Annotated in this window: 18 protein-coding genes and 1 rRNA gene; 5 read left to right on the forward strand and 14 right to left on the reverse strand. The window is 73.7% G+C overall.

Features of this window, described 5'->3' with window-relative positions:
• Nucleotides 1–133 precede the first annotated feature (133 nt).
• From ACFQ9Z_RS37585 to ACFQ9Z_RS37595, 3 genes are all read right to left on the reverse strand, one after another.
• Nucleotides 134–2,200, reverse strand: a complete 2,067-nt coding sequence (locus ACFQ9Z_RS37585; protein ID WP_383030851.1) for a tetratricopeptide repeat protein — start codon at nt 2,198–2,200, stop codon at nt 134–136.
• A gap of 318 nt (nt 2,201–2,518) precedes the next feature.
• Nucleotides 2,519–3,145, reverse strand: a complete 627-nt coding sequence (locus tag ACFQ9Z_RS37590) for an NUDIX domain-containing protein (protein WP_383030853.1) — start codon at nt 3,143–3,145, stop codon at nt 2,519–2,521.
• A 101-nt stretch (nt 3,146–3,246) separates the two neighbouring features.
• The gene (locus ACFQ9Z_RS37595) at nt 3,247–4,896 is read right to left on the reverse strand and encodes a CTP synthase (protein WP_143635630.1); all 1,650 of its coding nucleotides are present in this window, start codon (nt 4,894–4,896) and stop codon (nt 3,247–3,249) included.
• 555 nt (nt 4,897–5,451) lie between these two features.
• Here ACFQ9Z_RS37595 and ACFQ9Z_RS37600 point away from each other — a divergent pair.
• From ACFQ9Z_RS37600 to ACFQ9Z_RS37610, 3 genes are all read left to right on the forward strand, one after another.
• Nucleotides 5,452–7,254, forward strand: a complete 1,803-nt coding sequence (locus ACFQ9Z_RS37600; protein ID WP_383030897.1) for a glycoside hydrolase family 15 protein — start codon at nt 5,452–5,454, stop codon at nt 7,252–7,254.
• A gap of 69 nt (nt 7,255–7,323) precedes the next feature.
• A complete protein-coding gene (locus tag ACFQ9Z_RS37605; RefSeq protein ID WP_383030856.1) occupies nt 7,324–8,706 on the forward strand; it encodes an FAD-binding oxidoreductase in 1,383 nt (460 codons plus the stop codon).
• Nucleotides 8,707–8,778: 72 nt separating this feature from the next.
• Complete coding sequence (locus ACFQ9Z_RS37610; protein WP_383030858.1) at nt 8,779–10,422, forward strand: PucR family transcriptional regulator; 1,644 nt, start codon at nt 8,779–8,781, stop codon at nt 10,420–10,422.
• A gap of 382 nt (nt 10,423–10,804) precedes the next feature.
• Here the strand turns inward: ACFQ9Z_RS37610 and ACFQ9Z_RS37615 are convergent, their stop codons facing one another.
• The 5 genes from ACFQ9Z_RS37615 to ACFQ9Z_RS37635 all read right to left on the reverse strand — a co-directional run bounded on the left by ACFQ9Z_RS37615 (nt 10,805) and on the right by ACFQ9Z_RS37635 (nt 16,080).
• Entirely contained in the window at nt 10,805–11,941 is a 1,137-nt protein-coding gene (locus ACFQ9Z_RS37615) for a glycosyltransferase family 4 protein (RefSeq protein ID WP_383030860.1), read from the reverse strand.
• Nucleotides 11,942–12,187: 246 nt separating this feature from the next.
• A complete protein-coding gene (gene recN, locus ACFQ9Z_RS37620) occupies nt 12,188–13,930 on the reverse strand; it encodes a DNA repair protein RecN (RefSeq protein WP_383030863.1) in 1,743 nt (580 codons plus the stop codon).
• Between the two features lie 83 nt (nt 13,931–14,013).
• Nucleotides 14,014–14,922: an NAD kinase gene (locus tag ACFQ9Z_RS37625; RefSeq protein ID WP_383030865.1), complete on the reverse strand. Its 909-nt coding sequence runs from the start codon at nt 14,920–14,922 to the stop codon at nt 14,014–14,016.
• The gene (locus tag ACFQ9Z_RS37630) at nt 14,919–15,734 is read right to left on the reverse strand and encodes a TlyA family RNA methyltransferase (protein WP_383030869.1); all 816 of its coding nucleotides are present in this window, start codon (nt 15,732–15,734) and stop codon (nt 14,919–14,921) included. The genes ACFQ9Z_RS37625 and ACFQ9Z_RS37630 overlap by 4 nt, the downstream gene beginning before the upstream one ends.
• 19 nt (nt 15,735–15,753) lie before the next feature.
• On the reverse strand, nt 15,754–16,080 hold the full coding sequence (locus ACFQ9Z_RS37635; protein WP_383030901.1) for a hypothetical protein: 327 nt from the start codon (nt 16,078–16,080) through the stop codon (nt 15,754–15,756).
• 78 nt (nt 16,081–16,158) lie between these two features.
• Between ACFQ9Z_RS37635 and ACFQ9Z_RS37640 the strand changes: the two genes are divergently transcribed.
• A complete protein-coding gene (locus ACFQ9Z_RS37640) occupies nt 16,159–16,506 on the forward strand; it encodes a sterol-binding protein (RefSeq protein WP_383030871.1) in 348 nt (115 codons plus the stop codon).
• Here ACFQ9Z_RS37640 and ACFQ9Z_RS37645 read toward each other — a convergent pair.
• From ACFQ9Z_RS37645 to ACFQ9Z_RS37660, 4 genes are read right to left on the reverse strand one after another with little or no spacing between them, the layout of a single operon-like run.
• Entirely contained in the window at nt 16,490–17,356 is an 867-nt protein-coding gene (locus ACFQ9Z_RS37645) for an ABC transporter ATP-binding protein (RefSeq protein ID WP_383030874.1), read from the reverse strand. The genes ACFQ9Z_RS37640 and ACFQ9Z_RS37645 overlap by 17 nt on opposite strands.
• Nucleotides 17,353–18,384 (reverse strand): FecCD family ABC transporter permease, encoded by a 1,032-nt coding sequence (locus ACFQ9Z_RS37650; RefSeq protein ID WP_383030877.1) that lies wholly within the window; start codon nt 18,382–18,384, stop codon nt 17,353–17,355. Before ACFQ9Z_RS37650 ends, ACFQ9Z_RS37645 begins: the two co-directional genes overlap by 4 nt.
• Nucleotides 18,385–18,395: 11 nt before the next feature.
• The gene (locus ACFQ9Z_RS37655; RefSeq protein ID WP_383030881.1) at nt 18,396–19,439 is read right to left on the reverse strand and encodes a FecCD family ABC transporter permease; all 1,044 of its coding nucleotides are present in this window, start codon (nt 19,437–19,439) and stop codon (nt 18,396–18,398) included.
• Nucleotides 19,440–19,497: 58 nt separating this feature from the next.
• Nucleotides 19,498–20,523: an HAD hydrolase-like protein gene (locus ACFQ9Z_RS37660; RefSeq protein ID WP_383030884.1), complete on the reverse strand. Its 1,026-nt coding sequence runs from the start codon at nt 20,521–20,523 to the stop codon at nt 19,498–19,500.
• Nucleotides 20,524–20,596: 73 nt separating this feature from the next.
• Between ACFQ9Z_RS37660 and ACFQ9Z_RS37665 the strand changes: the two genes are divergently transcribed.
• Nucleotides 20,597–21,880: a DUF1015 domain-containing protein gene (locus tag ACFQ9Z_RS37665; protein ID WP_383030886.1), complete on the forward strand. Its 1,284-nt coding sequence runs from the start codon at nt 20,597–20,599 to the stop codon at nt 21,878–21,880.
• Between the two features lie 60 nt (nt 21,881–21,940).
• Here ACFQ9Z_RS37665 and ACFQ9Z_RS37670 read toward each other — a convergent pair whose 3' ends face one another.
• Entirely contained in the window at nt 21,941–22,711 is a 771-nt protein-coding gene (locus tag ACFQ9Z_RS37670) for a hypothetical protein (RefSeq protein ID WP_383030906.1), read from the reverse strand.
• An 875-nt stretch (nt 22,712–23,586) separates the two neighbouring features.
• A 5S ribosomal RNA gene (gene rrf / locus ACFQ9Z_RS37675) occupies nt 23,587–23,703 on the reverse strand.
• Between the last annotated feature and the right edge of the window lie 184 nt (nt 23,704–23,887).

The following is a 23,887-nucleotide window of genomic DNA, read 5'->3' on the forward strand; positions in this document are numbered from 1 at the left end:
TTGACTCAGAGGGTATGGGGGTGCAATGCAAGACGTACCCAGACATGCAGGGGCATACCGGGAGACACCGCAGGAGAACGAGCGGCAGAGCCAGTTTAATGAAGGCGTTCCTGCTGTCTAGCCTTTCATTGCATCAATCTTCGCTCGCGGCACTACGGATTTCGCAGGCGTCATCGCCGTGTTTCGACGGGACGTCGTCCTCCTGTGCCTCCTTACCCAGCATGCGCTCGGCCGCGGCCCGGTGCAGGTGGGCGGCGGCGGGGTCGCCGAGCCGGTCCAGGGTGTCGGCCAGTCTGAGCTCCAGCGCGGCCTGCAGCCGGGCGTCCTGGGCACGCCGCGCCCAGTCCACCGCCTCCCGGCAGGTGTGCAGCGACTCCTCCGGCCGCCCCGCGTACTCCTGCACCCGGGCCAGCTCGCTCAACGCCCGCGCGTGGGCGGCCACATCGCCCTCCTTGCGGTACCCGGCGGCCGCCGCGCGCCAATTCCTGAGCGCCTCGCCGTAGCGGCCCGCGTAGGTGTGGGCGGTGGCCGTGCGTCCGTACAGCCGGGCGGCCTCCGCGCGCTCGCCCCTGGCCAGCCGCTCGGCCAGCGCCCGGCCGAACCAGTCGGCGGCCCGGTCGTAGTCCCCCAGCTCCTGGTGGGCGCCGCCTACGGATTCCATCGCGCGGCCGGTCGCGTACGGGTCGTTCGCCTCGCGTCCGGCGTCCAGCGCGGCCCGGTACCGGGCCAGCGCGACCGCGGTGCGCCCGGTCCGCGCGTCCACGTCGCCGAGGTTCAGCAGGGCCGCGGCCCGCTCCCGGTGCAGGCCGCGCCGCTCGGCGACGTCGAGGACGAGGCCGTGCACCTCGTACAGGTCGGGCGCGGCCGCCTGCGCGCCGAAGTGCGCCGCCATGGCCCTGACCAGCTGGGACATCAGCCGGCGGGCCAGGGTGTCCAGCTCGCCGTCGGCGACGGCCACACGGGCGGCGGCCAGCAGGGCGGCCCTGCGCACGCTCAGCCACTCGGCGGCCGCCCGGGGGCTGGGGAAGCGCAGCGCCTGCGGCATCTCGCGCAGCTTCTCCCGGGCCTGCGGACTGTCCGTCTCGGTGATCACCCGGCAGGACTGCAGCAGCCGTACGTTGCGCTCCAGCATGCGGGCCCGGGCGAGCTGCAGCTCGCCCGGGCGCTCCTGGCTCTCGGCGCGGGCGCGCAGCAGCGGGTGCAGACAGCCGGGGACCTCGTACTCGGGCAGCGGGGAGTCCACCGCCCGCACCAGGCCGAGCGCGGCGAACTCCTCCAGCGCGGCGCGGGCCGTGCTCACCGAGCAGCCGGCCAGGGCGGAGGCGGTGTGCGGGTCGGCCAGGCCCGCCGGGGCCAGGCACAGCAGGCGCAGTATCCGGGCGGCCTGGCCGGGGAGCTGGTCGTGGACGAGTCGGAAGACCCGGGCGAGCGGGGTGGCCTCGGCTCCGTCGCCGGCATCGGCGTGCAGCCGCTTGGCGAGGTCGGAGACGGCCGCCTGTGGCCGGGAGGCGAGCCAGCCGCCGGCCAGGGTGAGCGCGGCCGGCTGGCCGAGGCAGGCCTCGGCCAGGCTCTCGGCGGAGCGCGGGTCCACGGTGATGCGGACCGAGCCGGTGTAGCGGGTCAGGAGTTCCACCGCCGACTTGGTGTCGAGGCCGCCCAGGGTGCAGGGGCGGACGTCGGCGATGCCGGTGAGCGGGCCGCCGGCGACGGCGACGGCCAGGCAGTCGGGAGCGTCCGGCAGCAGGGCGTCGACCTGCTCGGCGCCGGCCGCGTCGTCCAGCAGGAGCAGCACCCGCCGGCCGGCGAGGGCCGCGCGGAGCACCTCGGTCAGCTCGTCCTCGCCGGCCCCGGCGGGGGCCGGCACGTCGAGCGCGGCGAGCAACTCGCGGGCGGTGCGCGCGACCGGTACGGGGGTGCCGTCGGGTTCGCTGAGGCGGGCCCGCAGCACCCCGTCGGGGTAACGCTCGGCGACCTGCCGGGCGAGTTCCCGGGCCAGGGAGGTGCGGCCGGAGCCGGGGCGGCCCGCGATGAGGAGCACGCGCGCTCGGGGCGCCTTGCGGCCGGAGAGGGTGTCCAGGCCGGCCCGCTCGATGTCGGCGCGCAGTCCCTTCAACTCCCGCGTACGGCCCAGGAAGTGGTCCTCCGCGGCCGGGTGCGCGGGCAGCCGTGCGCCGCCTGTGTCCACCGCCTGGTCCGTCACGGGCCACACTCCCGTCCCACCGCACGCGCAAGCCCGCCGGGTCCTCCCGGAACAGGCATTTCCAGAGCCTAGTTCACGCTCTGCGACGTTCCGGTGGGAGCGCGGCGGGCACGTCCCCCGATCGGATCAGGCGATCGTCACATCAATGCGCGGACGGGCGGGACGGACCCCGGGGAGCGTCGGCCCGGAGCGGGGGCGACAGGGTCCGCGACGGCCGTCAGGGCCCCTGCCGGGGCCCTGGGCCCGGAACCGTTGCGTGGCTGTCCGTCCGGGTCCGGAAGCGGTGCGTGGGCCGCTGCCCGGGCCGGGTCCCGCGGCTCAGGACTCGAAGGGACGCGCGGGCCAGGGCGCGTCGGCCGGGCGGAGGGCGTCCAGGCCGTCCCCGTCGCGGGCGGCGACCAGGGAGAGCACGCCCACCACGAGGCAGTTGTTGTGCAAGTCTCCGGCGAGCACCCGGCGCACCAGGTCGCCGACCGGCACGCGCGCGTGCTCCATGTCGGTCTCCTCGTGCTCCGCCTCGAACCGCTCACCCTCGGCCTCGGAGAGGTCACGGGCGAGGAAGATCCGCACGGCCTCGTCGCAGCCGCCGGGAGAGGTGTACACGTCGGTCAGCACCCGCCAGTCCTCGGCCTTGACGTGCGCCTCCTCGTACAGCTCGCGCTGGGCGGCGTGCAGCGGGTTCTCGCCGGGCACGTCGAGCAGGCCGGCCGGGATCTCCCACAGCTTGTGCCGCACCGGATGCCGGTACTGGTTGATGAGCAGCACCCGGTCCTCCTCGTCCAGGGCGACGACGGCGACCGAGCCGGGGTGCACCTGGTAGTCGCGGCGGACCACGGAGCCGTCGGGCATGACGACCTCGTCCGTGCGCACGGAGGTCTTGTTGCCCGTGAAGGGGGTCTCCGTCGCCCGGATCTCCCATTCCTCGGGGGTGTCCTTGATCGTCATGCCCTGTCCTTCCCCACGCGCACGCAAAATCACGGCCTCCCGCGAAAGCCGGGGTGCCCACCTTTGAAGGTTCGCACCCCGGCCACCGTACAACCGGTGTGTTACTTCGAGATCTTCCGCTCGACCGAGGCCTTCACCAGCCCGGCGAAGAGCGGGTGCGGACGGGTCGGCCGCGAGCGCAGCTCCGGGTGCGCCTGCGTGGCGACCAGGTAGGGGTGGACGTCGCGCGGGTACTCCACGTACTCCACGAGCTTGCCGTCCGGCGAGGTGCCCGAGAAGAGGATGCCGGCCTTCTTCTCCAGCTCCGCGCGGTAGGCGTTGTTCACCTCGTAGCGGTGCCGGTGCCGCTCCTCGACGTACTCCTTGTCGTCGTACACCTCGCGGACGATGGAGCCCTCGGCCAGCTTCGCCGGGTACATGCCGAGGCGCATGGTGCCGCCCATGTCGCCCTCGCCGGCGACGATGTCCATCTGCTCGGCCATGGTGGAGATGACCGGGTGGGCGGTGGCCGGGTCGAACTCGGTGGAGTTGGCGTCCGGGATGTCGGCGAGGCTGCGCGCGGCCTCGATCACGATGCACTGCAGGCCCAGGCAGAGGCCGAGCAGCGGGATCCTGTTCTCGCGGGCGAAGCGGATCGCGCCGACCTTGCCGAGCACACCGCGGTCGCCGAAGCCGCCCGGGATGCAGATGCCGTCGACGTCGCCGAGCTGCGCCTTGGCGCCCGCCGGGGTCTTGCAGTCGTCGGAGGTGACCCACTTGATCTTGACGCGGGCCTTGTTGGCGAAGCCGCCGGCGCGCAGCGCCTCGGTGACCGACAGGTAGGCGTCGGGCAGGTCGATGTACTTGCCGACCAGGGCGAGGGTGATCTCGTGGTCGGGGTTGTGGACCCGGTCCAGCAGGTCGTCCCAGGTCGTCCAGTCCACGTCGCGGAAGGGCAGGTCGAGCTTGCGCACGACGTAGGCGTCCAGGCCCTCGGAGTGCACGACCTTCGGGATGTCGTAGATCGAGCGGGCGTCCGGGCAGGCGACGACGGCGGCCTCGTCGACGTCGCACATCAGCGAGATCTTGCGCTTGATGGCGGTCGGCACCTCGCGGTCGCAGCGCAGCACGATGGCGTCCGGCTGGATGCCGATGTTGCGCAGCGCGGCGACGGAGTGCTGGGTGGGCTTGGTCTTCAGCTCGCCGGAGGGGCCGATGTACGGCAGCAGCGAGATGTGGACGACGAAGACGTTGTCCCGGCCGACCTCGTGTCGGACCTGGCGGACGGTCTCCAGGAACGGCAGCGACTCGATGTCGCCGACCGTGCCGCCGACCTCGGTGATCACCACGTCGACCTCGTCCGTCGCCATGCGGCGGATGCGGTGCTTGATCTCGTTGGTGATGTGCGGGATGACCTGGACGGTGTCGCCCAGGTACTCGCCGCGGCGCTCCTTGGCGATCACGGTCGAGTAGACCTGACCGGTGGTGACGTTGGCGGAGCCGTCCAGGTCCCGGTCGAGGAAGCGCTCGTAGTGGCCGATGTCCAGGTCGGTCTCGGCGCCGTCGTTGGTGACGAACACCTCACCGTGCTGGAAGGGGTTCATCGTGCCCGGGTCAACGTTCAGGTACGGGTCGAGCTTCTGCATCACGACGCGCAGGCCGCGGGCCTTGAGCAGCATGCCCAGGCTGGAGGCGGTGAGGCCCTTGCCGAGCGAGGAGGCGACACCCCCGGTGACGAAGATGTGCTTGGTCGTCGTAGATTTCGGCGGCATGGCCAAGAGGGGGCTCCCGTGGTCGCTGGCTGTCGTGCGGTACGGCCGCCGGACCGGATTCCTCCGGGGGCGCCGTCGCTGCGGTTCGGGGGTTCATCTCCCACCGGTCCACGGGCTACCAGCGTAACAGCGCCCGGAGGAGATGGCTCCCGGCCACGCTCCGCTTCCGGGCCGGTACGCAGCGGTCCGGTTCGCCGGGGGGCTCACGGGGCACCGGCGCGCACACGTACGCTCTGGTCACACGCCCGTCACCCGTTGCTCACTCGTTCGGCCCACACGGGTTGCCGGGAGCGGCGCGCAGATCATCTACGTGCGTCGTATCCTGCTCGGACACTCACCTGCCGAGCCCGTCCGGTAAAGACGGCACACCCCCGCCCGCACCAGCCGGAACAACGAGAGCGCGGCAGTTCGTTGAGCAAGGACTGTCGTTTTGCCCCAGGGCTCGGCGGGCTGCTTTGCTTCACCGCTCAACGACGCACAACAACGACCCCCCTTGACCGCACTAGCGACAGCCCCCTGCGCGGGGGTGACGTGGCCGTTCGACTGGAGTTGCACGTGGCCGGGCGCATCGAAGACTACGCACTCATCGGAGACATGCAGACCGCTGCCCTGGTCTGCCGGGACGGCACAGTCGACTGGCTGTGCCTGCCCCGCTTCGACTCGCATGCCATCTTCGCCGGCCTGCTGGGCACCGAGGAGCACGGCTTCTGGCGGCTCGGCCCGGCGCACGCGGCCGACTCGCAGCCGCCCACGGCCGCCCGGCGCAGCTACCGGGGCGACTCGCTGATCCTGGAGTCCGAGTGGGACACCCCGCGCGGCACCGTGCGCGTGACCGATTTCATGCCCCCGCGTGACGGCGCCCCGCAGCTCATCCGGATCGTGGAGGGCGTCACCGGCCGCGTGCCGATGCGCTCGGCGCTCCGGATGCGGTTCTCCTACGGCCGGGTCGTGCCCTGGGTGCACAGGCACGAGGGCCGTACGGTGGCGGTCGCCGGACCCGACTCCGTGTGGTTCGACACGGAGGCCGAGACCTACGGCAAGGCGCTGACGACCTACTCCGACTTCACCGTCGCGCCGGGCGACCGGATCACGTTCACCGTCTCGTGGCAGCCCTCGCACAATGAGCCGCCGCAGCTGCCGGAGCCGGAGGCGTCGCTGGTGGCGACCGAGGACTTCTGGCGCGACTGGGTCGAGCAATGTACGTACCACGGTCCGTACCGCGAGGCGGTGGTCCGCTCGCTGATCACCCTGAAGGCGCTGACCTACGCCCCCACCGGCGGCATCGTCGCGGCCCCCACCACCTCGCTGCCCGAGGACATCGGCGGCGTCCGCAACTGGGACTACCGCTACACCTGGCTGCGCGACGCGGCGATCACCCTGTCCTCGCTGCTGCGCACCGGCTACCGCGAGGAGGCCCGAGCCTGGCGCGAGTGGCTGCTGCGCGCGGTCGCCGGCGACCCCGAGAACCTGCAGATCATGTACGGCATCGCGGGCGAGCGCGAGCTGGGCGAGGCAGAGCTGGACTGGCTGCCCGGCTACGAGCACTCGGCCCCGGTCCGGGTCGGCAACGGCGCGGCGCACCAGCTCCAGCTCGACGTGTACGGCGAGGTCACCGAGGCCCTGCACCTGGCCCACATGACGGGTCTGGCCCGCAACGACTACGCGTCCCTGCTCCAGCTCAAGCTGATCCGCTACCTGGAGGACCACTGGCAGGAGCCGGACGAGGGCATCTGGGAGGTGCGCGGCCCGCGCCGGCACTTCGTGCACTCCAAGGTGATGGCCTGGGTGGCGGTGGACCGCACGATCAAGCTGATCCAGTCCGGTGACGCGGACGGCCCGCTGGAGCGCTGGAAGGAACTGCGCGACGACATCCACCGGGACGTGTGCGAGAAGGGCTACGACAAGGAGCGCAACACCTTCACGCAGTCCTACGGCTCCCAGGAGCTGGACGCCTCGCTGCTGCTGATCCCGCAGATGGGCTTCCTGCCGCCGGACGACAAGCGGGTGATCGGCACCATCGAGGCGATCCAGCGCGAGCTGTCCACCTCGGACGGGTTCATCCTGCGCTACCCCACCGAGGGCATGGACGAGGGCGTCGACGGCCTCCCCGGCGACGAAGGGGCCTTCCTGGCCTGCTCGTTCTGGATGGCGGACGACCTGGCGATGATCGGCCGCGTGGACGAGGCCAGGAAGCTCTTCGAGAAGCTGCTCGCGCTGCGCAACGACCTCGGCCTGCTCGCCGAGGAGTGGGACCCGCGGCTGCAGCGCCAGGTCGGCAACTTCCCCCAGGCGTTCAGCCACGTGCCGCTGATCGACACCGCCCTGCGGCTGACGGCCTCGGGGGCCTACGGCGGCTGAACGCGACCGGGCGCGCGGGCCCGCCTAGGCTTGGAGCGGACTATTGCCCCTCTCCGGAAGGGGGCGGCCATGGCTTCCCCTTCGAAGGCGGGCGCGGCCCTCGCCGCGTTGCGCGAAGACCTGACCGGCGATGTGTTCGCCCCCTCGGATCCGGGCTACGACGAGGCCCGGTCCGTCTTCAACGCGATGATCGACCGGCGGCCGGCCGTCATCGCCCAGTGCGCGGGCCCGGCCGAGGTGGTCCGCACCGTGCGGTTCGCCCGCGACCTCGATCTGCCGGTCGCGGTGCGCGGCGGCGGGCACAGTGTGGCCGGCACGGCCCTGGGCGACGGCGCCGTGGTGGTGGACCTGCGCCGGATGCACGGGGTGAGCGTGGACCCGGCCGCCGAGGCGGTCCGGGTCGAGGGCGGCGCCACCATGAGCCATCTGGACCGGGCCACCCAGCCGCACGGCCTCGCGACCACCGGCGGCCGGGCCTCGACCACCGGCGTCGGCGGTTTCGTCCTCGGCGGCGGCACCGGGTGGCTGGACCGCGCCTTCGGCTACGCCTGCGACAACCTGCTCGGCGTGGAGCTGGTGACCGCCGGTGCGGAGCGGGTGCACGCGAGCGCCGACGAGAACCCGGAGCTGTTCTGGGCCCTGCACGGCGGCGGCGGCAACTTCGGCGTCGCCACCGCGCTCACCCTGCGGCTGCACGAGATGCCCGAGTTCTCGATCGCCCTGCTGCTGTACCTGCCGCAACTCGGCCGGGACGTGGTCCGCATCTTCCGCGAGATCGTCGCCACCGGCCCCGACGAGGTGAGCGGCGCCGTGCTGTACCTGACCGGCCCGCCCGAGGAGTTCGTGCCGGAGGAGCTGGTGGGCAAGCTGGTGTGCGTCGCACTGCTGACCTACGCGGGCGGCGAGGAGGACCTGCGCGGGCTCGCCGAGCCGCTGCGGGCGCTGCCCCACGAGGCGGAGATCGCCGGGGCGATGCCGTACGCCGACGTGCAGTGCATGCTGGACGATCCGCCCGGCCAGCGGAACTACTGGTCGGCGGAGTACGTGACCGGTATGCCCGACGAGTTGGTGGCCGTCTACTGCGCCCGCGCGGAGAGCATGCCGGTGCCGACCAGCACCCAGCACCTGCTGTTCCCGCAGGGCGGCGCCATCGCCGCCGGTCCGCACGGGTACCCGGTGCCCTACCGGGACGCCGCCTGGGCGGTGCACCCCTTCGCCATCTGGCAGGACCCGGCCGACGACGAGCGGGCGGTCGCCTGGGTGCGCGACGTCCGCGCCGACGTCCGGCCGTGGAGCACCGGCGCCGTCTACCTGAACTTCATCGGGGACGAGGGCCGGGACCGGGTCAGGGCGGGACTGGGCGAGGGCAACCTGCTGCGGCTGGAGAAGGTCAAGCGCGCCTACGACCCCGACAACGTGTTCCGCTTCAACCACAACATCCGCCCGGTGTAGCGGGGGCGACCGGCCCGGTGTAGCGCGGGCGCACGCTGTCGTCCGGGCGTTTGCGCAGGTAGCGTCCGCTGCATGGACAGCGGTACGGACAGCAGACTCGCCTCTCAGGGCGCCGGGATCACCGTTCAGCGGGCGCTGGAACTGCCAGGGCTGCGCAGCGGGCTCCCCGAGATCCTGGCGGGCGGCGACCGGCTGGGGCGCACCGTGCGCTGGGTGCACGCGGGCGAGGTGCCGAACATCGCCTCGCTGCTCAAGGGCGGGGAGCTGCTGCTCACCACCGGCTACGGCCTGGGGACCCGGCCCGCCGAGCAGCGGGCGTTCGTGCGCACCCTCGCCGAACGGGGCATCGCCGCGCTGGTGGTCGAGCTGGGGCCGCGGTTCGCCCGGCTGCCCGCGGCGCTGGTGGACACCGCCCGTGCCGCCGGGCTGCCGCTGGTCCAGCTCCACCGCGAGGTGCCCTTCGTGGCGGTCACCGAGGAGATCCACACGGAGATCGTCAACGGGCACTACGCGCTGCTGCAGCGCGCCGAGGAGGTGCACCGGCGGTGCACTCAGGCGCTGCTGGGCGGTGGCGGGGTCCCTCAAGTGCTCGGCATCCTGGCCGACTTCTGCGCCAACCCGGTGTTCCTGGAGACCGCGGAGGGCCGGCTGCTGTACGCCGCCGGGCCGGGGCCGGAGGGCGCCGACCCGCTGCAGGTGTGGGAGGGGCTGCGCGGTCCGCACAAGGACGCGCCGCCGCCCACCGGTTCGGTGCTGGTGGACGTCCCCGGCGGCGGGCCCGGGCCGGGGTCGGTGCGGGCCAGGCTGGTGCTGCTGCCGGTCCGCTCGGCGCTGGCTCCGGTGCACCGGATCGCCGCCGAGCGGGCCGCGGGCATCCTGGCCGTGGTGCTGATGCAGGCCCGGCAGGAGGAGGAGCTCGCCGCGCGCGGCCGGGGCGACTTCCTCACCGACCTCGCGGAGGGCCGCATCACGGCGCAGGACGCCCCGGCACAGGCCCGCGTCCTCGGGTTCAAGCCGGGCGGCAGCCCGCTGCTGCCGGTGGTGATGCGGGCCGGGGACTCGCTGTCCCCGTCCGGGGGCTGGGCGGTGCTGGCGCGCGCGGTCTCCGAGGAGCTGGCCGCGGTGGGGGTTCCGGTGCTGCTGGGCGTCCGGCCGGTCGAGGGCCGGGTGCTGGTCCTGGTCGGGCTGCGCTCGGAGTCGGAGCGAACGTCGGTCGCGGACCGGGTGGCGGCGGCGCTGCGGGCGGGCGTGGAGCGGGCCGGGATGCGGCGGCCGGGCGCGGCTCCGCCGGTCGTGGTCGTCGGGGTGGCCGGCGGCTGGGCGGCCGCCTCGGCCGGGCTCCGGCACGCGGCGGAGACGGCGACGGCGGCGCAGGGCCTGACCGACCGGCCCTGGTACGACGCCCGCCGCCTCGACATCGACCTGCTGCTGTGGCGGCTGCGTGACCACCCGGACCTTGCGGCGTTCGTGGACCGCGCGATCGGTCCGCTGCGCGATCACGACCACCGCTCCAAGCCGCCGCTGCTGCCCACCCTGGAGACCTATCTCGCACACGCGGGCCGCAAGGCGGAGACCGCCCGCGAGCTGCACCTCAACCGCCAGACCCTCTACAACCGCCTCGCCCGCATCGGCGAGCTGCTGGGCACCGACCTCGACGACCCGCAGACGGTCCTGGCCCTGAGCCTGGCCCTGCGCGCCCGCCGGCACACCTCCTAGGCGGCCCGGCTCCCGGCCGCATCTCCGGCGCGGCGGTGCCGCGTGCCGGAGACGGTGGAGCGGGACCTGCCGGCCCTGGACACCCGTGTGGCCGGCGTGGCGTCGGCCCGCCGCGGCCCGGTCGGCGGCGAAGCGGGGCTGGGCGCCGGCGCAGGTGGCGCGGCCGAAGCCGTCGCCGGCGGTGGCGCTCGGTCGCGCAGTCACCGTAACCCGGCCCTGGGGCCCGTCTGACGATTCGCGTCGGATCAGCCCGCGGCGTCCGGTGCCGTGCATCGCAAGGCGGAGGGTCGCCCTCGTACTGGATCTACCTGGGCGTACCCGACAACGCGGCGAGGTGCGGTGCCAGACGTGGCCGGCCCGGCGGGAAGCGTCAGACAGGCCCTCAGGGCAGCGGTGCGGGCTGGGTGAGTTCGTCGTAGACGCTCAGGACCTGGGCGACGGTCTCGTCCTCGGTGGGCCAGGTCGCGGCCTGCCGGGGGCCGCGCTCGCGCAGCAGTTCACGGCGTGCGGGATCGGCGAGGAGCCGCACGACGGCGGTGGCGAGGGCTCCCGCGTCGCCGTAGGGGACCAGTTCGGCGGCCTCGCCCACGAGGTCGGGGACGCCGCCGACGCGGGTCGCGACGAGCGGCACGCCCGCGTGCAGCGCCTCCTGGGCGAGGACGGACCGGGACTCCCACCTGCTGGTCAGCAGCGCCAGATCGGCGGCCGCGAGCAGCTCGGGCACGTCGTCACGGCGTCCGACGAGCCGTACCGGCAGTTCCTCGTCCTCGATCCGCCGCTGCAGTCCGGGACGGAGCGGCCCCTCCCCCGCGACGACGACCAGCGGGACGGGGTCGAGGCCCCGCCAGGCACGCGCCGCGTCCAGCAGCACGTCGTAGCCGCGCTCCCGGTCGAGGGAGCCGACGGCCATGAGCAAGGGGCGTCCGGTGGCGCCGAGTTCGGCACGGAGCTTGGGCCGTTCCTGGTCCGCTTCGTCCTGATCGGCGCGCCGGCGCCGCCCGGGCAGGGCCACGGCCGCCAGCCGGGCGTCCCGCGCCCCGGCGCGGCGCGCCCGGTCCACCAGGTCGGAGGTGCTGCCGAGGACCACGGCGGCGGCCCGCACCACGCGCCGCTCCAGCAGCCGCAGCAGGTGCGCCCGCGCACCCTCCGCCCGGGCCCGGTTGTGCCAGGTCACCACCAGCGGGGTGCCGCGCCCGCTGAGCGCGAGCACGGTGCGGAAGGAGGCGTGCAGACCGTGGGCGTGCACGAGGTCGGCGTCGGCGCAGGCGGCCCGGAGCGCGGCCACGGAGGCCGGGTCGCTGCTGCGCGGCACGTGCACGTGGTCGGCGCCGGTCCCGGTGAAGTCGTACACGCGGTCGGCCTCGGCGGGGGCGCACACCGTGACCCGCACGCCCCGGGCGACGAGCCCCTCGGCCAGCGAGCGCACGTGCGCGCTGCTGCCGGCGTCGCCCCCGCCCAGCACCTGCACGGTGCGCAGCGGCGACTGGCCGTGCGGTGCGTTGCTGCTCACGGGGCTCACGGGGCCGGGGGCTCCTGATTCGGGGCGGGCGTCACGAGGGAACGTACCGAAGGTAGCGGGCCGGCAGGACCGGAAGGCCGGACCGCGCGCCTCCCGCGCGGACCGCGTTCACCGCCAAGCATGCCAGGGCGTACGGCTGTTCCGGCGAAACCCCGCGAGGAGCGCACCGCGGGGGCCCGGAGCGCTGCGCCGGAGCACGCTCACCCGTACGGGTGAGCTTCGGCCCTGTGGGCCCGAACGGCGGGGTCAGAGATCGGCGCGGGCCGTTTCCAGGAGTTCCTCGGCGTGGGCGCGGGCCGTCTCGGAGTCCTCCTGACCGGCCAGCATCCGGGAGAGCTCGCGGACCCGTTCCTCGCCCTCGAGGACCTTGACGCCGGAGCGGGTCACCGAGCCGTCGTTCGTCTTCTCCACCAGGAGCTGGCGGTCGGCGAAGGCGGCGACCTGGGGCAGGTGGGTGACCACGACGACCTGCGCGGTCCTGGCCAGCTTGGCCAGCCGCCGCCCGATCTCCACCGCGGCCTTGCCGCCGACACCCGCGTCCACCTCGTCGAAGAGGTACGTCGGCACCGGGTCCGTGCCCGCGAACACCACCTCCACGGCCAGCATCACGCGGGACAGCTCACCTCCGGACGCGCCCTTGGCGATGGGCCGCGGCGGGGCGCCCGGGTGCGGGGCGAGCAGCAGTTCGACCTCGTCGGCGCCGGACGGGCCGTACGCCACGGTCCGGCCGCCGACCTCGACGCCCTCGGGGTCCTCGGTCTGCCGGATGTCGAAGGACACGCGCGCGTGCGGCATCGCCAGCGAGGCCAGCTCGGCGGTCACGGCGGCGGCGAACCGTTCGGCCGCCTCGGTCCGGGCGTCCGTGAGGGCCTGCGCGAGTCCGCCCAGCTCGGTGCGGAGCGCGTCCCGCTCGGCGGTCAGCTCTCCGGTCCGCTCGTCGTCGCCCTCCAGCTCGGTGAGCCGGGCGGCGCTCTGCTCGGCCCAGGCGAGGACGGCGCCCACGTCGTCGCCGTACTTGCGGGTCAGGGCGCCCAGCGCGGCCCTGCGCTCCTCGACGGCGGCCAGCCGCAGCGGGTCGGCGTCCAGGTCGTCGGCATAGCCGGCCAGCTCTCCGGCCACGTCGGCGAGCAGGATGCCGACCTCACCGATCCGGTCGGCGAGGGAGGCGAGCGCCGGGTCGTGCGAGCGTACGGCCTCCAGGGCCCGGTGAGCGCCCGCGACGAGGGTGGTGGCGTCGATCCCCTCGGGGTCCTCGGGATTGCCCGCGAGAGCGGCGTGCGCGGCGGCCGCGGCGGACGCCAGGGCCTCGGCGTGCCCCAGCCGTTCCGCCTCCTCGGCCAGCTCCACGTCCTCCCCGTCACGGGGCTCGACCGCGGCGATCTCCTCGAGCCCGTACCGCAGCATGTCGGCTTCCTGGGCGCGCTCACGCGCGCGGGTGACGATCTCCTCCAGCTCGGCGGAGACGGCCCGCAGCCGCCGGTAGGCCTCGGTGTACTTGGCGAGCGGCACGGTGACGGCGTCCCCGGCGTACCGGTCGAGCGCCTGGCGCTGCCGGGTGAGCTTCAGCAGCCCCTGCTGGTCGGTCTGGCCGTGCACGGCCACCAGGTCGTCGGCCAGCTCGGCGAGCAGCCCCACCGGCACGCTGCGCCCGCCCAGGTGGGCCCGCGAGCGGCCCTCCGCGGAGACGGTGCGGCTGATCAGCAGGGCGCCGTCGTCCAGCTCGGCCCCCGCCTCCTCGGCACGTACGACGGCGGCGGCGTCCGCGGGCACGGCGATCCGCCCCTCGACGACCGCCTTGCCGGCGCCGAGCCGCACCAGCGCCGGATCGGCCCGCCCGCCGAGCAGCAGTCCCAGGCTGGTGACCACCATGGTCTTGCCCGCACCGGTCTCGCCGGTGACGGCGGTGAACCCCGGTGACAGCTCGACCACGGCATCGTCGATGACCCCGAGCGACCGTATCCGCATCTCCTCCAACACGGAACAGACCATACGAGGTCCGGGGCGGGGAGCGCACATGGCCCGCCCGTGTCACCCCGGCGAGTGGCCCCGCGTGGTCCGGGACCGCCGGGCGGCTACTGGTGGGGGGCGCCCCGCCAGCCGGTGGTCGGCAGCGCGAACTTCGCGACCAGCCGGTCGGTGAACGAGGCGTGGTGCAGGCGGGCCAGCCGCACCGGCACGGCGCCGCGCCGCACCTCCACCCGCGCCCCGGGCGGCAGCTCGATGGTCCGCCGCCCGTCGCACCACAGCACACCCGGCGGGATGTGCGGCAGCACCTCCACCGCGAGCACCGAGTCGGGCGAGGTGACCAGCGGCTTGGCGAACAGCGCGTGCGCGCTGATCGGGACCATCAGCAGCGCCTCGACCTCGGGCCACACCACGGGCCCGCCGGCCGAGAAGGCGTACGCGGTGGATCCGGTGGGCGTCGACAGCACGATCCCGTCGCAGCCGAACGCGGTGACCGGCCGCCCGTCGATCTCGAGGACGACCTCGAGCATCTTCTCGGCGCCGGCCTTCTGCACGGCGGCCTCGTTCAGCGCCCAGTCGGTGTGCACGATGTCCCCGTTGCGGTGCACGACGACGTCGATCGTCATCCGCTCCTCGACCTCGTAGGAGCGCGCCACGACCCGGTCGACGACCCGGTCCAGGTCGTCCCGCTCGGCCTCGGCGAGGAACCCGACCCGTCCGAGGTTCACGCCGAGCATCGGCACCCCGGAGGCCCGGGCGAACTCGGCGCCGCGCAGCAGGGTCCCGTCACCGCCGAGGACGATGAGCAGCTCGCAGCCGTCGAGGCACTGCGGGGTGGCCTCCTTGACGAGTTCGACCTCGTCCGGCAGCGGCAGGTCGCGCGCCTCCTCCTCCAGCACCCGCACCCCGATGCCGTGCCCCAGCAGCCCCTTGACCACCAGCTCCGCACTGCGGATGGCCGCGGGCCGCCCGGTGTGGGCGAGCAGGAAAACAGTACGCGCTCGGTTCTGTGTCAACGCGGCCCCTCCGCCACTGCTCGGTCGATGTCGGCCGGGTCCAGGCGGGGAGCGCCGGACCGCAGCCACAGGAAGTACTCGACGTTGCCCGAGGGTCCGGGCAGCGGACTCGCGGTGACCCCCCGCACCCCGAGCCCGAGTTCCCAGGCCTTCTCGGCCACCCCGCGCACGGCCTCCGCCCGCAGCTGCGGACTCCGTACGACACCCCCGCTGCCCAGCCGTTCCTTCCCCACCTCGAACTGCGGCTTGACCATCATCACCAGGTCGGCGTCCGGCTTCACGCACCGCTTCAGGGCGGGCAGCACCAGCCCGAGCGGGATGAAGGACAGATCACCCACGACAAGATCCACAGGTTCCCCATCGATCGCCTCAAGCGTCAACTCGCGTACGTTCGTACGGTCCTTGACGGTGACGCGTTCATCGTTCTGCAGGGACCAGGCGAGTTGGCCGTATCCGACGTCCACGGCGACGACGTGGGCGGCGCCCGCGCGCAGCAGGACGTCGGTGAAGCCGCCGGTGGACGCGCCGGCGTCCAGCGCGCGCCGGCCCTCGACGACGAGGCCCAGCGGCACGAAGGCCTCGAACGCGCCGGCGAGCTTGTGGCCGCCCCTGGAGACGTAGTCGGGGTCGCTCTCGTCGGTCTGGACCACGATCGCCGCCGCCTTGTCCACCTGCGTGGCCGGTTTGGTCGCCACGGTCCTGCCGACGGTGACCCGTCCGGCGGCGATCAGCTGGCTGGCGTGCTCGCGCGAACGCGCCAGTTTCCGGCGGACCAGCTCCGCGTCCAGACGAAGGCGTGCGACTCCTGCCACGTTCGGTTCAGCTCCTGTGTCAGTACGGCGGTGCGGGGACCGGGGGGCCGGGACGGGTGTCGAGCGCGGTGAGCGCGTCGCGCAGCCCCCTGTGTACATCCTCGTACACCTCCACGTGGCCGTCGGTGGCGAGGTGGTCGGCGTCGGCCAGCCGCTGGAGCCGCGCGTCGACGCCGGCGTCGCCGGTGGGGGTGCGCGGGACGTTCAGGGGTGCGGGGGCCGCGGGGTCGTGCTCGGCTCCGGGGGCGTCCCCGGGGCCGTCCCCTGCGCCGGGAACGGTCGCGGGGACGGCGGCGCCGGCCGCCGGGGCGACCGCGGGCGGCGCCTCGGATTCGGCCTCCGCCACGGCCTCGGCCCGGGCCTCAAAAACGGACTCGCTCATGCCCAGACGCTACCGCGAACCGCTGGGGTACCGTCGGTGGCCATGGCCACGATCGAGGAGTGCCGCACGGCGCTGGGAAGGCTCTCGGACAACATGCAGGGCGCCGAGGGCGACGTCCGGGCGGCAGCCGCCCTGGACCGCTCGGTGAGCTGCCACATCACCGACCTCGACGTCACGTTCGTGGGCCGGATGACCGGCGGCCGGATCGTTGTCGACACCACGCATCCCGGGCCGCCCCGCGAGAAGGCGCAGATCAGGCTGGCCATGGCCGGCGACGACCTGGTGGGGCTGGTGGACGGCGAGCTGAACTTCGCGACCGCCTGGGGCCGGGGCCGGGTACGCCTGGAGGTGAGCCTGCTGGACCTGTTCCGGCTCAGGAAGCTGCTGTGATCCGTGCCTTTCGGGCCGCCGGGACCACCAGCGGGGTCCCGGTCTCGGGGTCGTCGATGATCTGGCAGCGCAGCCCGAAGACCTCCTCGACCAGCTCGGCCGTGACGATGTCGTTCGGCGCGCCCTCGGCGATCACCTCGCCGCCGCGCAGGGCGATGAGGTGGGTGGCGTAACGGGCCGCGTGGTTGAGGTCGTGCAGCACGGCCACCAGTGTCCGCCCGTGCGTCTCGTGCAGCTCGGCGCACAGGTCGAGGACGTCGATCTGGTGCTGGATGTCCAGGTACGTGGTCGGCTCGTCCAGGAGCAGCAGCGGGGTCTGCTGGGCCAGGGCCATGGCGATCCAGACGCGCTGGCGCTGGCCGCCCGACAGCTCGTCCACGTACCGGTCGGCCAGTTCGGCGATCCCGGTGCGCGCCATGGACTCCTGGACCACCCGCTCGTCCTCGGCGGACCACTGGCGCAGGATGCCCTGGTGCGGGTAGCGGCCGCGGCCGACGAGGTCGGCGACGGTGATGCCGTCGGGCGCGATGGACGACTGCGGCAGCAGGCCGAGCGTCCGGGCGACCTTCTTGGCCGGCATCGACTGGATGACCTGCCCGTCCAGCAGGACCCGGCCCTGGCTGGGCCGGAGCATCCGCGACAGGGCCCGCAGCAGCGTCGACTTGCCGCACGCGTTCGGCCCGACGATCACCGTGAAGGAGTTGTCGGGGATCTCCACCGACAGCGCCTCGGCGATGACGCGCTGGTCGTAGGCGAGGGTGACGTCCTCGGCGGACAGGCGGTTCACAGTGCTCCTCGGGATGTTCGGGTGCGTGCCACGCGGGTCCGGCCCGCCCTTCGTGCCGCTCATATCCGGCCCGCCCTGCGCTCGGCGACCAGCAGCCACAGCAGGTAGCAGCCGCCGAGCACGCCGGTGACCACGCCCACGGGAAGCTGGTCGGCGCCGAAGGCACGCTGCGCGGCCCAGTCGGCGGTGACCAGCAGGGCGGCGCCCATGCACAGGGAGGGCAGCAGGTTGGGGCCCGGCGAACGGGTCAGCCGCCGGGCGAGCTGCGGCGCGGTGAGCGCCACGAAACTGACGGGGCCGGCGGCGGCGGTGGCGGCCGCGGTGAGCAGCACGGCGCAGACCATCAGCACCAGCCGCACGCGCTGCACGCGCACCCCGAGGGCGTTCGCGACGTCGTCGCCCATCTCCATCATCCTGAGCCCCCGCGCACCCGCGAGGGCCGCCGGCACGAGGACGGCGCACAGCCACAGCAGCGGCCGGACCTGCTCCCAGTCACGGCCGTTGAGCGACCCGGTCATCCACACCACCGCACGCGTCGCGTCGACCAGGTCGGCCTTGGTGAGCAGGTAGCCGTTGACGGCGGTGACGACCGCGGAGACGCCGATGCCGACCAGCACCAGCCGGTACCCGTGCACCCCCCGCTTCCAGGCGAGCAGGTAGATGGCGAACCCGGTGACCAGTCCGCCGATCAGCGCACCCGCGGTGACCTGGGCGGCGCTGCCGGACATCAGCACGATCACGACCAGCGCGCCCGCCGTCGAGCCCTGGGACAGGCCGAGCACGTCCGGGCTGCCGAGGGGGTTGCGGGAGACCGCCTGGAACAGGGCGCCGCCGAGGCCGAGGGAGGCGCCCACCAGCAGCCCGACCAGCACCCGCGGCAGCCGCAGCTCGTTGACGATGAAGTCCTGGTAGGCGGTGCCGTCGCCGGCCAGGGTCCGCAGCACGTCGGCCGCCGGGATCCGGGCGTCGCCGGTGCCGATCAGCGCAACACCGGCGGCGCACGCGGCGAGCAGCAGCACGGCGACGACGACCAGCGAGCGGACGTCCAGGCGCAGGGACAGCCCCCCGGGGACGCGTACGGCACGGCTCATCCGTCGGGTCTTCACAGCTGGGCCGTCCTCCGCCGTCGTACGAGAAAGATGAAGACCGGGCCGCCGATGAGCGCGGTGACGATGCCGACCTGAAGCTCCGCGGGCCGGGCGGCCACCCTGCCGAGGACGTCGGCGCCGAGCAGCAGCACGGGCGACAGGACGGTCGCGTAGGGCAGGATCCAGCGCAGGTCGGGGCCGGTGAAGGAGCGCACCGCGTGCGGCACCATCAGGCCGACGAACATGACCGGACCGCACGCGGCGGTCGCGGCGCCGGAGAGCACCGTCGCCGCGAGCATGGCGAGCGCCCGGGTGCGGCCGAGGTTCGCGCCGAGGGCGCGGGCGGTGTCGTCCCCCATCGCCACGGCGTTCAGCGGCCGGGCGAGTCCGAGCGCCAGCAGGGTGCCGGCCGCGAGGAAGGGCAGCACCTGCGCGATGGTCGAGCCGGTGGCCGAGGCCAGCGAACCCACCGTCCAGAAGCGCATCTTGCCCAGCGCCGCGCCGTCCATGATCATCACGGCCTGGAGGTAGCCGTACAGCGCGGCGCTGATCGCCGTGCCGGCGAGCGCCAGCCGGACCGGGGTGGCGCCCCGGCTGCCGCCGAGGAACCACACCAGCGCGCCGACCGCGGCGGCGCCGCCGAAGGCGAACCACACGTATCCGGTGAGGCTGGTGACGCCGAAGAAGGTGAGGGCCGTGACGACGGCGGCGGACGCACCGGCGTTGATGCCGAGCAGCCCGGGGTCGGCCAGCGGATTGCGGGTCAGCGCCTGGAGCACCGCGCCGGACAGACCGAGCGCGGCGCCGGCCAGCAGACCGAGGACCGTGCGCGAGATCCGCTCGTCGACGACCACGTCGCCGTACGTCCCCGTGCTGTGGAACAGGCCGTGCCAGACCTGGTCCGGCGACAGCGCCTTGGCGCCGACGGCGATGCTCGCCAGCGCGACGAGCACCAGGATCACGACCGAGATCAGGAGCCCAAGGGCCCTCGCCGCCCGGCGGGTCGGGGGCGCGGGGGCGGTGTCCGCGCGCTGTTCCGGAGGACTGTCGACCAACACGAGGTTAGGTTAGCCTACCCTCCCTCGAATCTCGATGGCGCGGTCCGCCAACAGGCCGTCAGAGCCCCAGCCGCGCCAGCGCCTTCTCTCCGTCCAGCCCGCAGGAACCGTCCCCGGCCGCGGTCCAGGCCGCCGCGCACAGCGCCCGCAGCCCGTCCAGGGCCTCGCCTTCGCCCTCGAGTTCCAGCCGGTCCGCCGCGGTCGCCGTCCACCCTCCGCACCGGAAACCGTCACCCTCGCGGGTGATCTCGGGCTGCCCCGTGAGCAGCCCGCGCAGATCGGCGTCCACATACGTCGGCCGGTGCCGCGGCGGCGCGGCGAGCAGCTGCGGGCCGTCCGTGACACCGGTCAGCACCAGCAGCGAGTCCACCCCGCCGTTGATCGCGCCCTCGATGTCCGTGTCCAGCCGGTCGCCGACCACCAGCGGCCGCTCGGCGCCCGTCCGCAGGATCGTCTCCCGGTGCATGGGCGGCAGCGGCTTGCCCGCGACCTGCGGTTCCGCGCCCGTAGCGATCCGCACCACCTCCACGGCCGCGCCGTTGCCCGGAGCGATCCCGCGCCCGCTCGGAATCGTCAGGTCGGTGTTGGACGCGAACCACGGCAGGCCCCGCGCCACCGCGTACGAGGCCTCCGCGAACCGCCCCCACGGCAGGTCCGGACCGCCGTACCCCTGCACCACGGCCACGGGGTCGTCGTCCGCCGACTCCACCGGCGTCAGACCGCGCTCGCGCAGCGCCACCCGCAGCCCCTCACCGCCGATCACCAGCACCCGGGCGCCGGCCGGCACCTGCTCGCTGATCAGCCGGGCGACCGCCTGCGCCGAGGTGATGACGTCGTCCGCCCCGGTCGGTATCCCCAGCTCCGTCAGGTGCTCCGCGACGACGTCCGGCGTGCGCAGGGCGTTGTTGGTGACATACGCCAGGTGCATGCCGCCCGCCCGGGCCCGCTCCAGCGCGCCGACGGCGTGGGCGATGGCGTTCCCGCCCGCGTACACCACCCCGTCCAGGTCGAGCAGCGCCGTGTCGTACGCCTCACTCAGGGGCTGCCCACTGCCCTCGGGCCTGGTCCTGACGCTCCCGCTCATTGCGCATCGCTCCTCGTTCGACCGTCTTTCCCCCGATCATCCCCCACCCCGCCGACACACGTACGATGCCGGGATGAACACAGCAGGTCACTCGGAAGCAACGGCGCGCCGGGGCTTGGAACTGACCCCGTTCCGAGGCCTACGTTACGACCCCGACCGGGTCGGCAGCCTGGCCTCCGTCACCTCGCCCCCGTACGACGTCGTCGTCCGTCCCGACGGCCTGCACCACCTCCAGTCCGCCGACCCGCACAACATCGTCCGGCTGATCCTGCCCCAGGCAGGTACCCCGGACGCGCGCAACGAACAGGCGGCCGACACGCTGCGCCGCTGGCTCGCCGAGGGCGTGCTCGCCCCCGACCCGCACCCCGCCCTGTACGTGTACGAGCAGCGGGACGGCGACGGCATGCTCCAGCGCGGCGTCATCGGCGCCCTGCGCGTCTCCGGCCCCGACGAGGGGGTGGTGCTGCCGCACGAGGACGTGATGCCCCCGGTCGTCGCGGACCGCGCCGCCCTGATGCGCGCCACCCGCGCCAACCTGGAGCCCCTGCTGCTGACCTACCACGGCGACGGCAGGGCGGCCGAAGTGGTCGAGCGGACGGTGGTCCGCCCTCCCCTGCTGGCGACGACCACCGAGGACGGCTTCCACCACCGCCTGTGGTCGGTCACCGACCCCGCCGACCTGGCCGGCATCCAGTCCGACCTGGCGCAGCACCAGGCCCTCATCGCCGACGGCCACCACCGCTGGGCCACCTACCTGCGGCTGCGCGCGGAACACCCGTCGCCGAGTCCCTGGGACCACGGCCTGGTCCTGCTGGTCGACACCGCCCGCTATCCGCTCCGGGTGCGCGCCATCCACCGCCTGCTGCACGGAATGCCGGTCGGTGCGGCCCTGGCGGCCCTGACCGGGCTGTTCCGGGTACGGCGCCTCGACGTACCGCTGCCCAAGGCGCAGGAGGTGCTGGCGGACGCGGCCGGCGCGGGCAACGCCTTCCTGCTGGCAGGCGACGGCGCCTTCCACCTGGTGGACCGACCGGACCCCGCCCTGCTGGACCGGACGATCCCCGCGGACCGCCCGGCGGCCTGGCGCTCCCTGGACGCCACCGTCCTGCACGCCACCCTCCTGGAACACGTCTGGCACGTCCCCGAGGACTCCCCCGCCCACATCGCCTACATCCACGACACCGCGGCCACCGTCGCGAAGGCCGAGCAGGACGGCAGCACGGCCGTCCTGCTGCATCCGGTGCGCGAGGAGGTCGTACGCGAACTGGCACGGCAGGGCGTGAAGATGCCCCGCAAGTCCACGTCCTTCGGTCCGAAGCCGGCGTCGGGGCTGGTGCTGCGCGCGCTGGAGATCTGACCCGGATGGACGAAAGGGCGGAACCCCCCCAGGGGTCCCGCCCTTTCACCTTCTCGGACGTCAGTCCTCGTCCTCGGCCGGCTTCTCGTCGCGGGTCTCCTCGCGACCCTCGTCGGCGGGCCGGTCGCCCTGGGCGGAGTCGCCGTCGCTCTCGTCGAGCGCGTCGACGAACTCCACGCCGTCCAGCTCGGCGAGCCGGTCGGAGGCGTCCGTGCTGCCGTCGCGGTCGGCCTCGACGGCCTTGGCGAACCACTCCCGCGCCTCGCCCTCCCGGCCGGCGGCCAGCAGCGCGTCGGCGTAGGCGTAGCGCAGGCGCGCGGTCCAGGGCTGGACCGAGTTGGAGGCCAGCTCGGGGCTCTGCAGGGTCACGATGGCCGCGTCGAGCTGCCCCATGTCACGCCGGGCGCCGGCCGCCACGAGCCGCATCTCGACCTGACCGGCCTTGTCCAGCTTGTGCACCTCGGGGGCGCCCGCCATGTCGAGGGCCTTCTCCGGGCGGCCGAGGCCGCGCTCGCAGTCGGCCATCACGGGCCACAGGTCCACGGTGCCGGTCATGCGCCGCGCTGCCCGGAACTCGGCGAGCGCCTCGCTGTACTTCTGGTTGGCGTAGGCGGCGAATCCGGCGGCCTCGCGCACGGCGGCCACCCGGGACGCCAGCCGCAGGGCGACCCTGGAGTAGCCGTAGGCGCCCTCGGGGTCCTCGTCGATGAGCCGCGCGACCATCACCAGGTTCTTGGCGACGTCCTCGGCGAGCCCCTTGGGCAGGCTCTGCAGCTCCTGCCGGACGTCCTTGTCGATCTCGTCACCGGTGACGTCCTCCGGGATCGGCAGCCGCTTGATCGGCTCGCGGTCCCGGTCGCGGTCGTCGCGGAAACGGCCACCGCCACGGCGGTCGTCACGGCGGTCGTCACGCCCGTCGCGACCCCGGTAGCCGCCGGGCCGTCCGCCCCGGTCGTCACGGCGCGGCCCACGGCCACCCCGGTCGTCCCGGCCACGGAAGCCGCCCCGCTCACCCCGGTTGTCGTCCCGGCGGAAGCCGCCGCGGTCGCCGCTGCGGTCGTCGCCGCGACGGTCGCCGCCGCGGTCGTCGCCGCGACGGTCGTCACGGCGGTCGTCGTCGCGACGGAACCCGGGGCGGTCGTCGCGGCGGAAGCCGCGGTCGCCTCGGTCGTCCCTGCGCGGTCCGCGGTCGCGGTCGTCGCGCTGGAAGCCGGGACGGTAGCCGCCACGGTCGTCCCCACGGCGGTCGTCGCGCCGGCCGTAGCCGCCACGGTCACCGCGCTCGGCACGCTCGCCGTGGCCGCCACCACGGCGGTCATCACGGCGGTCATCACGCCGGTCGTCGCGGCGGTAGCCGCCACGGTCGTCGCCACGACGGTCATCACGACGGAAGTCGCCACGGCTGTCGTCCCTGCGGAAACCACCGCGGTCACCACGGTCGCCGTGGCCGCCACCGCGGCTGTCATCGCGACGGCCGTAGCCACCACGGTCGTTGTCCCGTCGGTCGTTGTCCCGGCGGAAGCCACCCCGGTCTCCGCGATAGCCGCCGCGGTCACCACTGTCCCGTCGGCGCTGGTCGCGTTCCGGTCGATCCTCGGGAGAGTTGGTGGACATGGTGACTCCTGTCTTAGGTACCGCAAGCATTGTAAAAACAAAAGGACCCCTGGTCCCAGCTGAACGCTGGGACCAGGGGTCCTCCAAAGATTGTTCGGCGGCGTCCTACTCTCCCACAGGGTCCCCCCTGCAGTACCATCGGCGCTGTGAGGCTTAGCTTCCGGGTTCGAAATGTAACCGGGCGTTTCCCTCACGCTATGACCACCGAAACCCTAATGGTTTCGAGCGAACAAGCACACTTTTTACTTGTGTTATGAGTTCAGCTCTAAGCCGGCAACTGTTCGTTGCCTCAGAACTTACACAGTGGACGCGAGCAACTGAGGACAAGCCCTCGGCCTATTAGTACCGGTCACCTCCACCAGTTACCTGGCTTCCAGATCCGGCCTATCAACC

This window comes from Streptomyces sp. NPDC056580, from assembly GCF_042793175.1.
GTDB lineage: Bacteria > Actinomycetota > Actinomycetes > Streptomycetales > Streptomycetaceae > Streptomyces.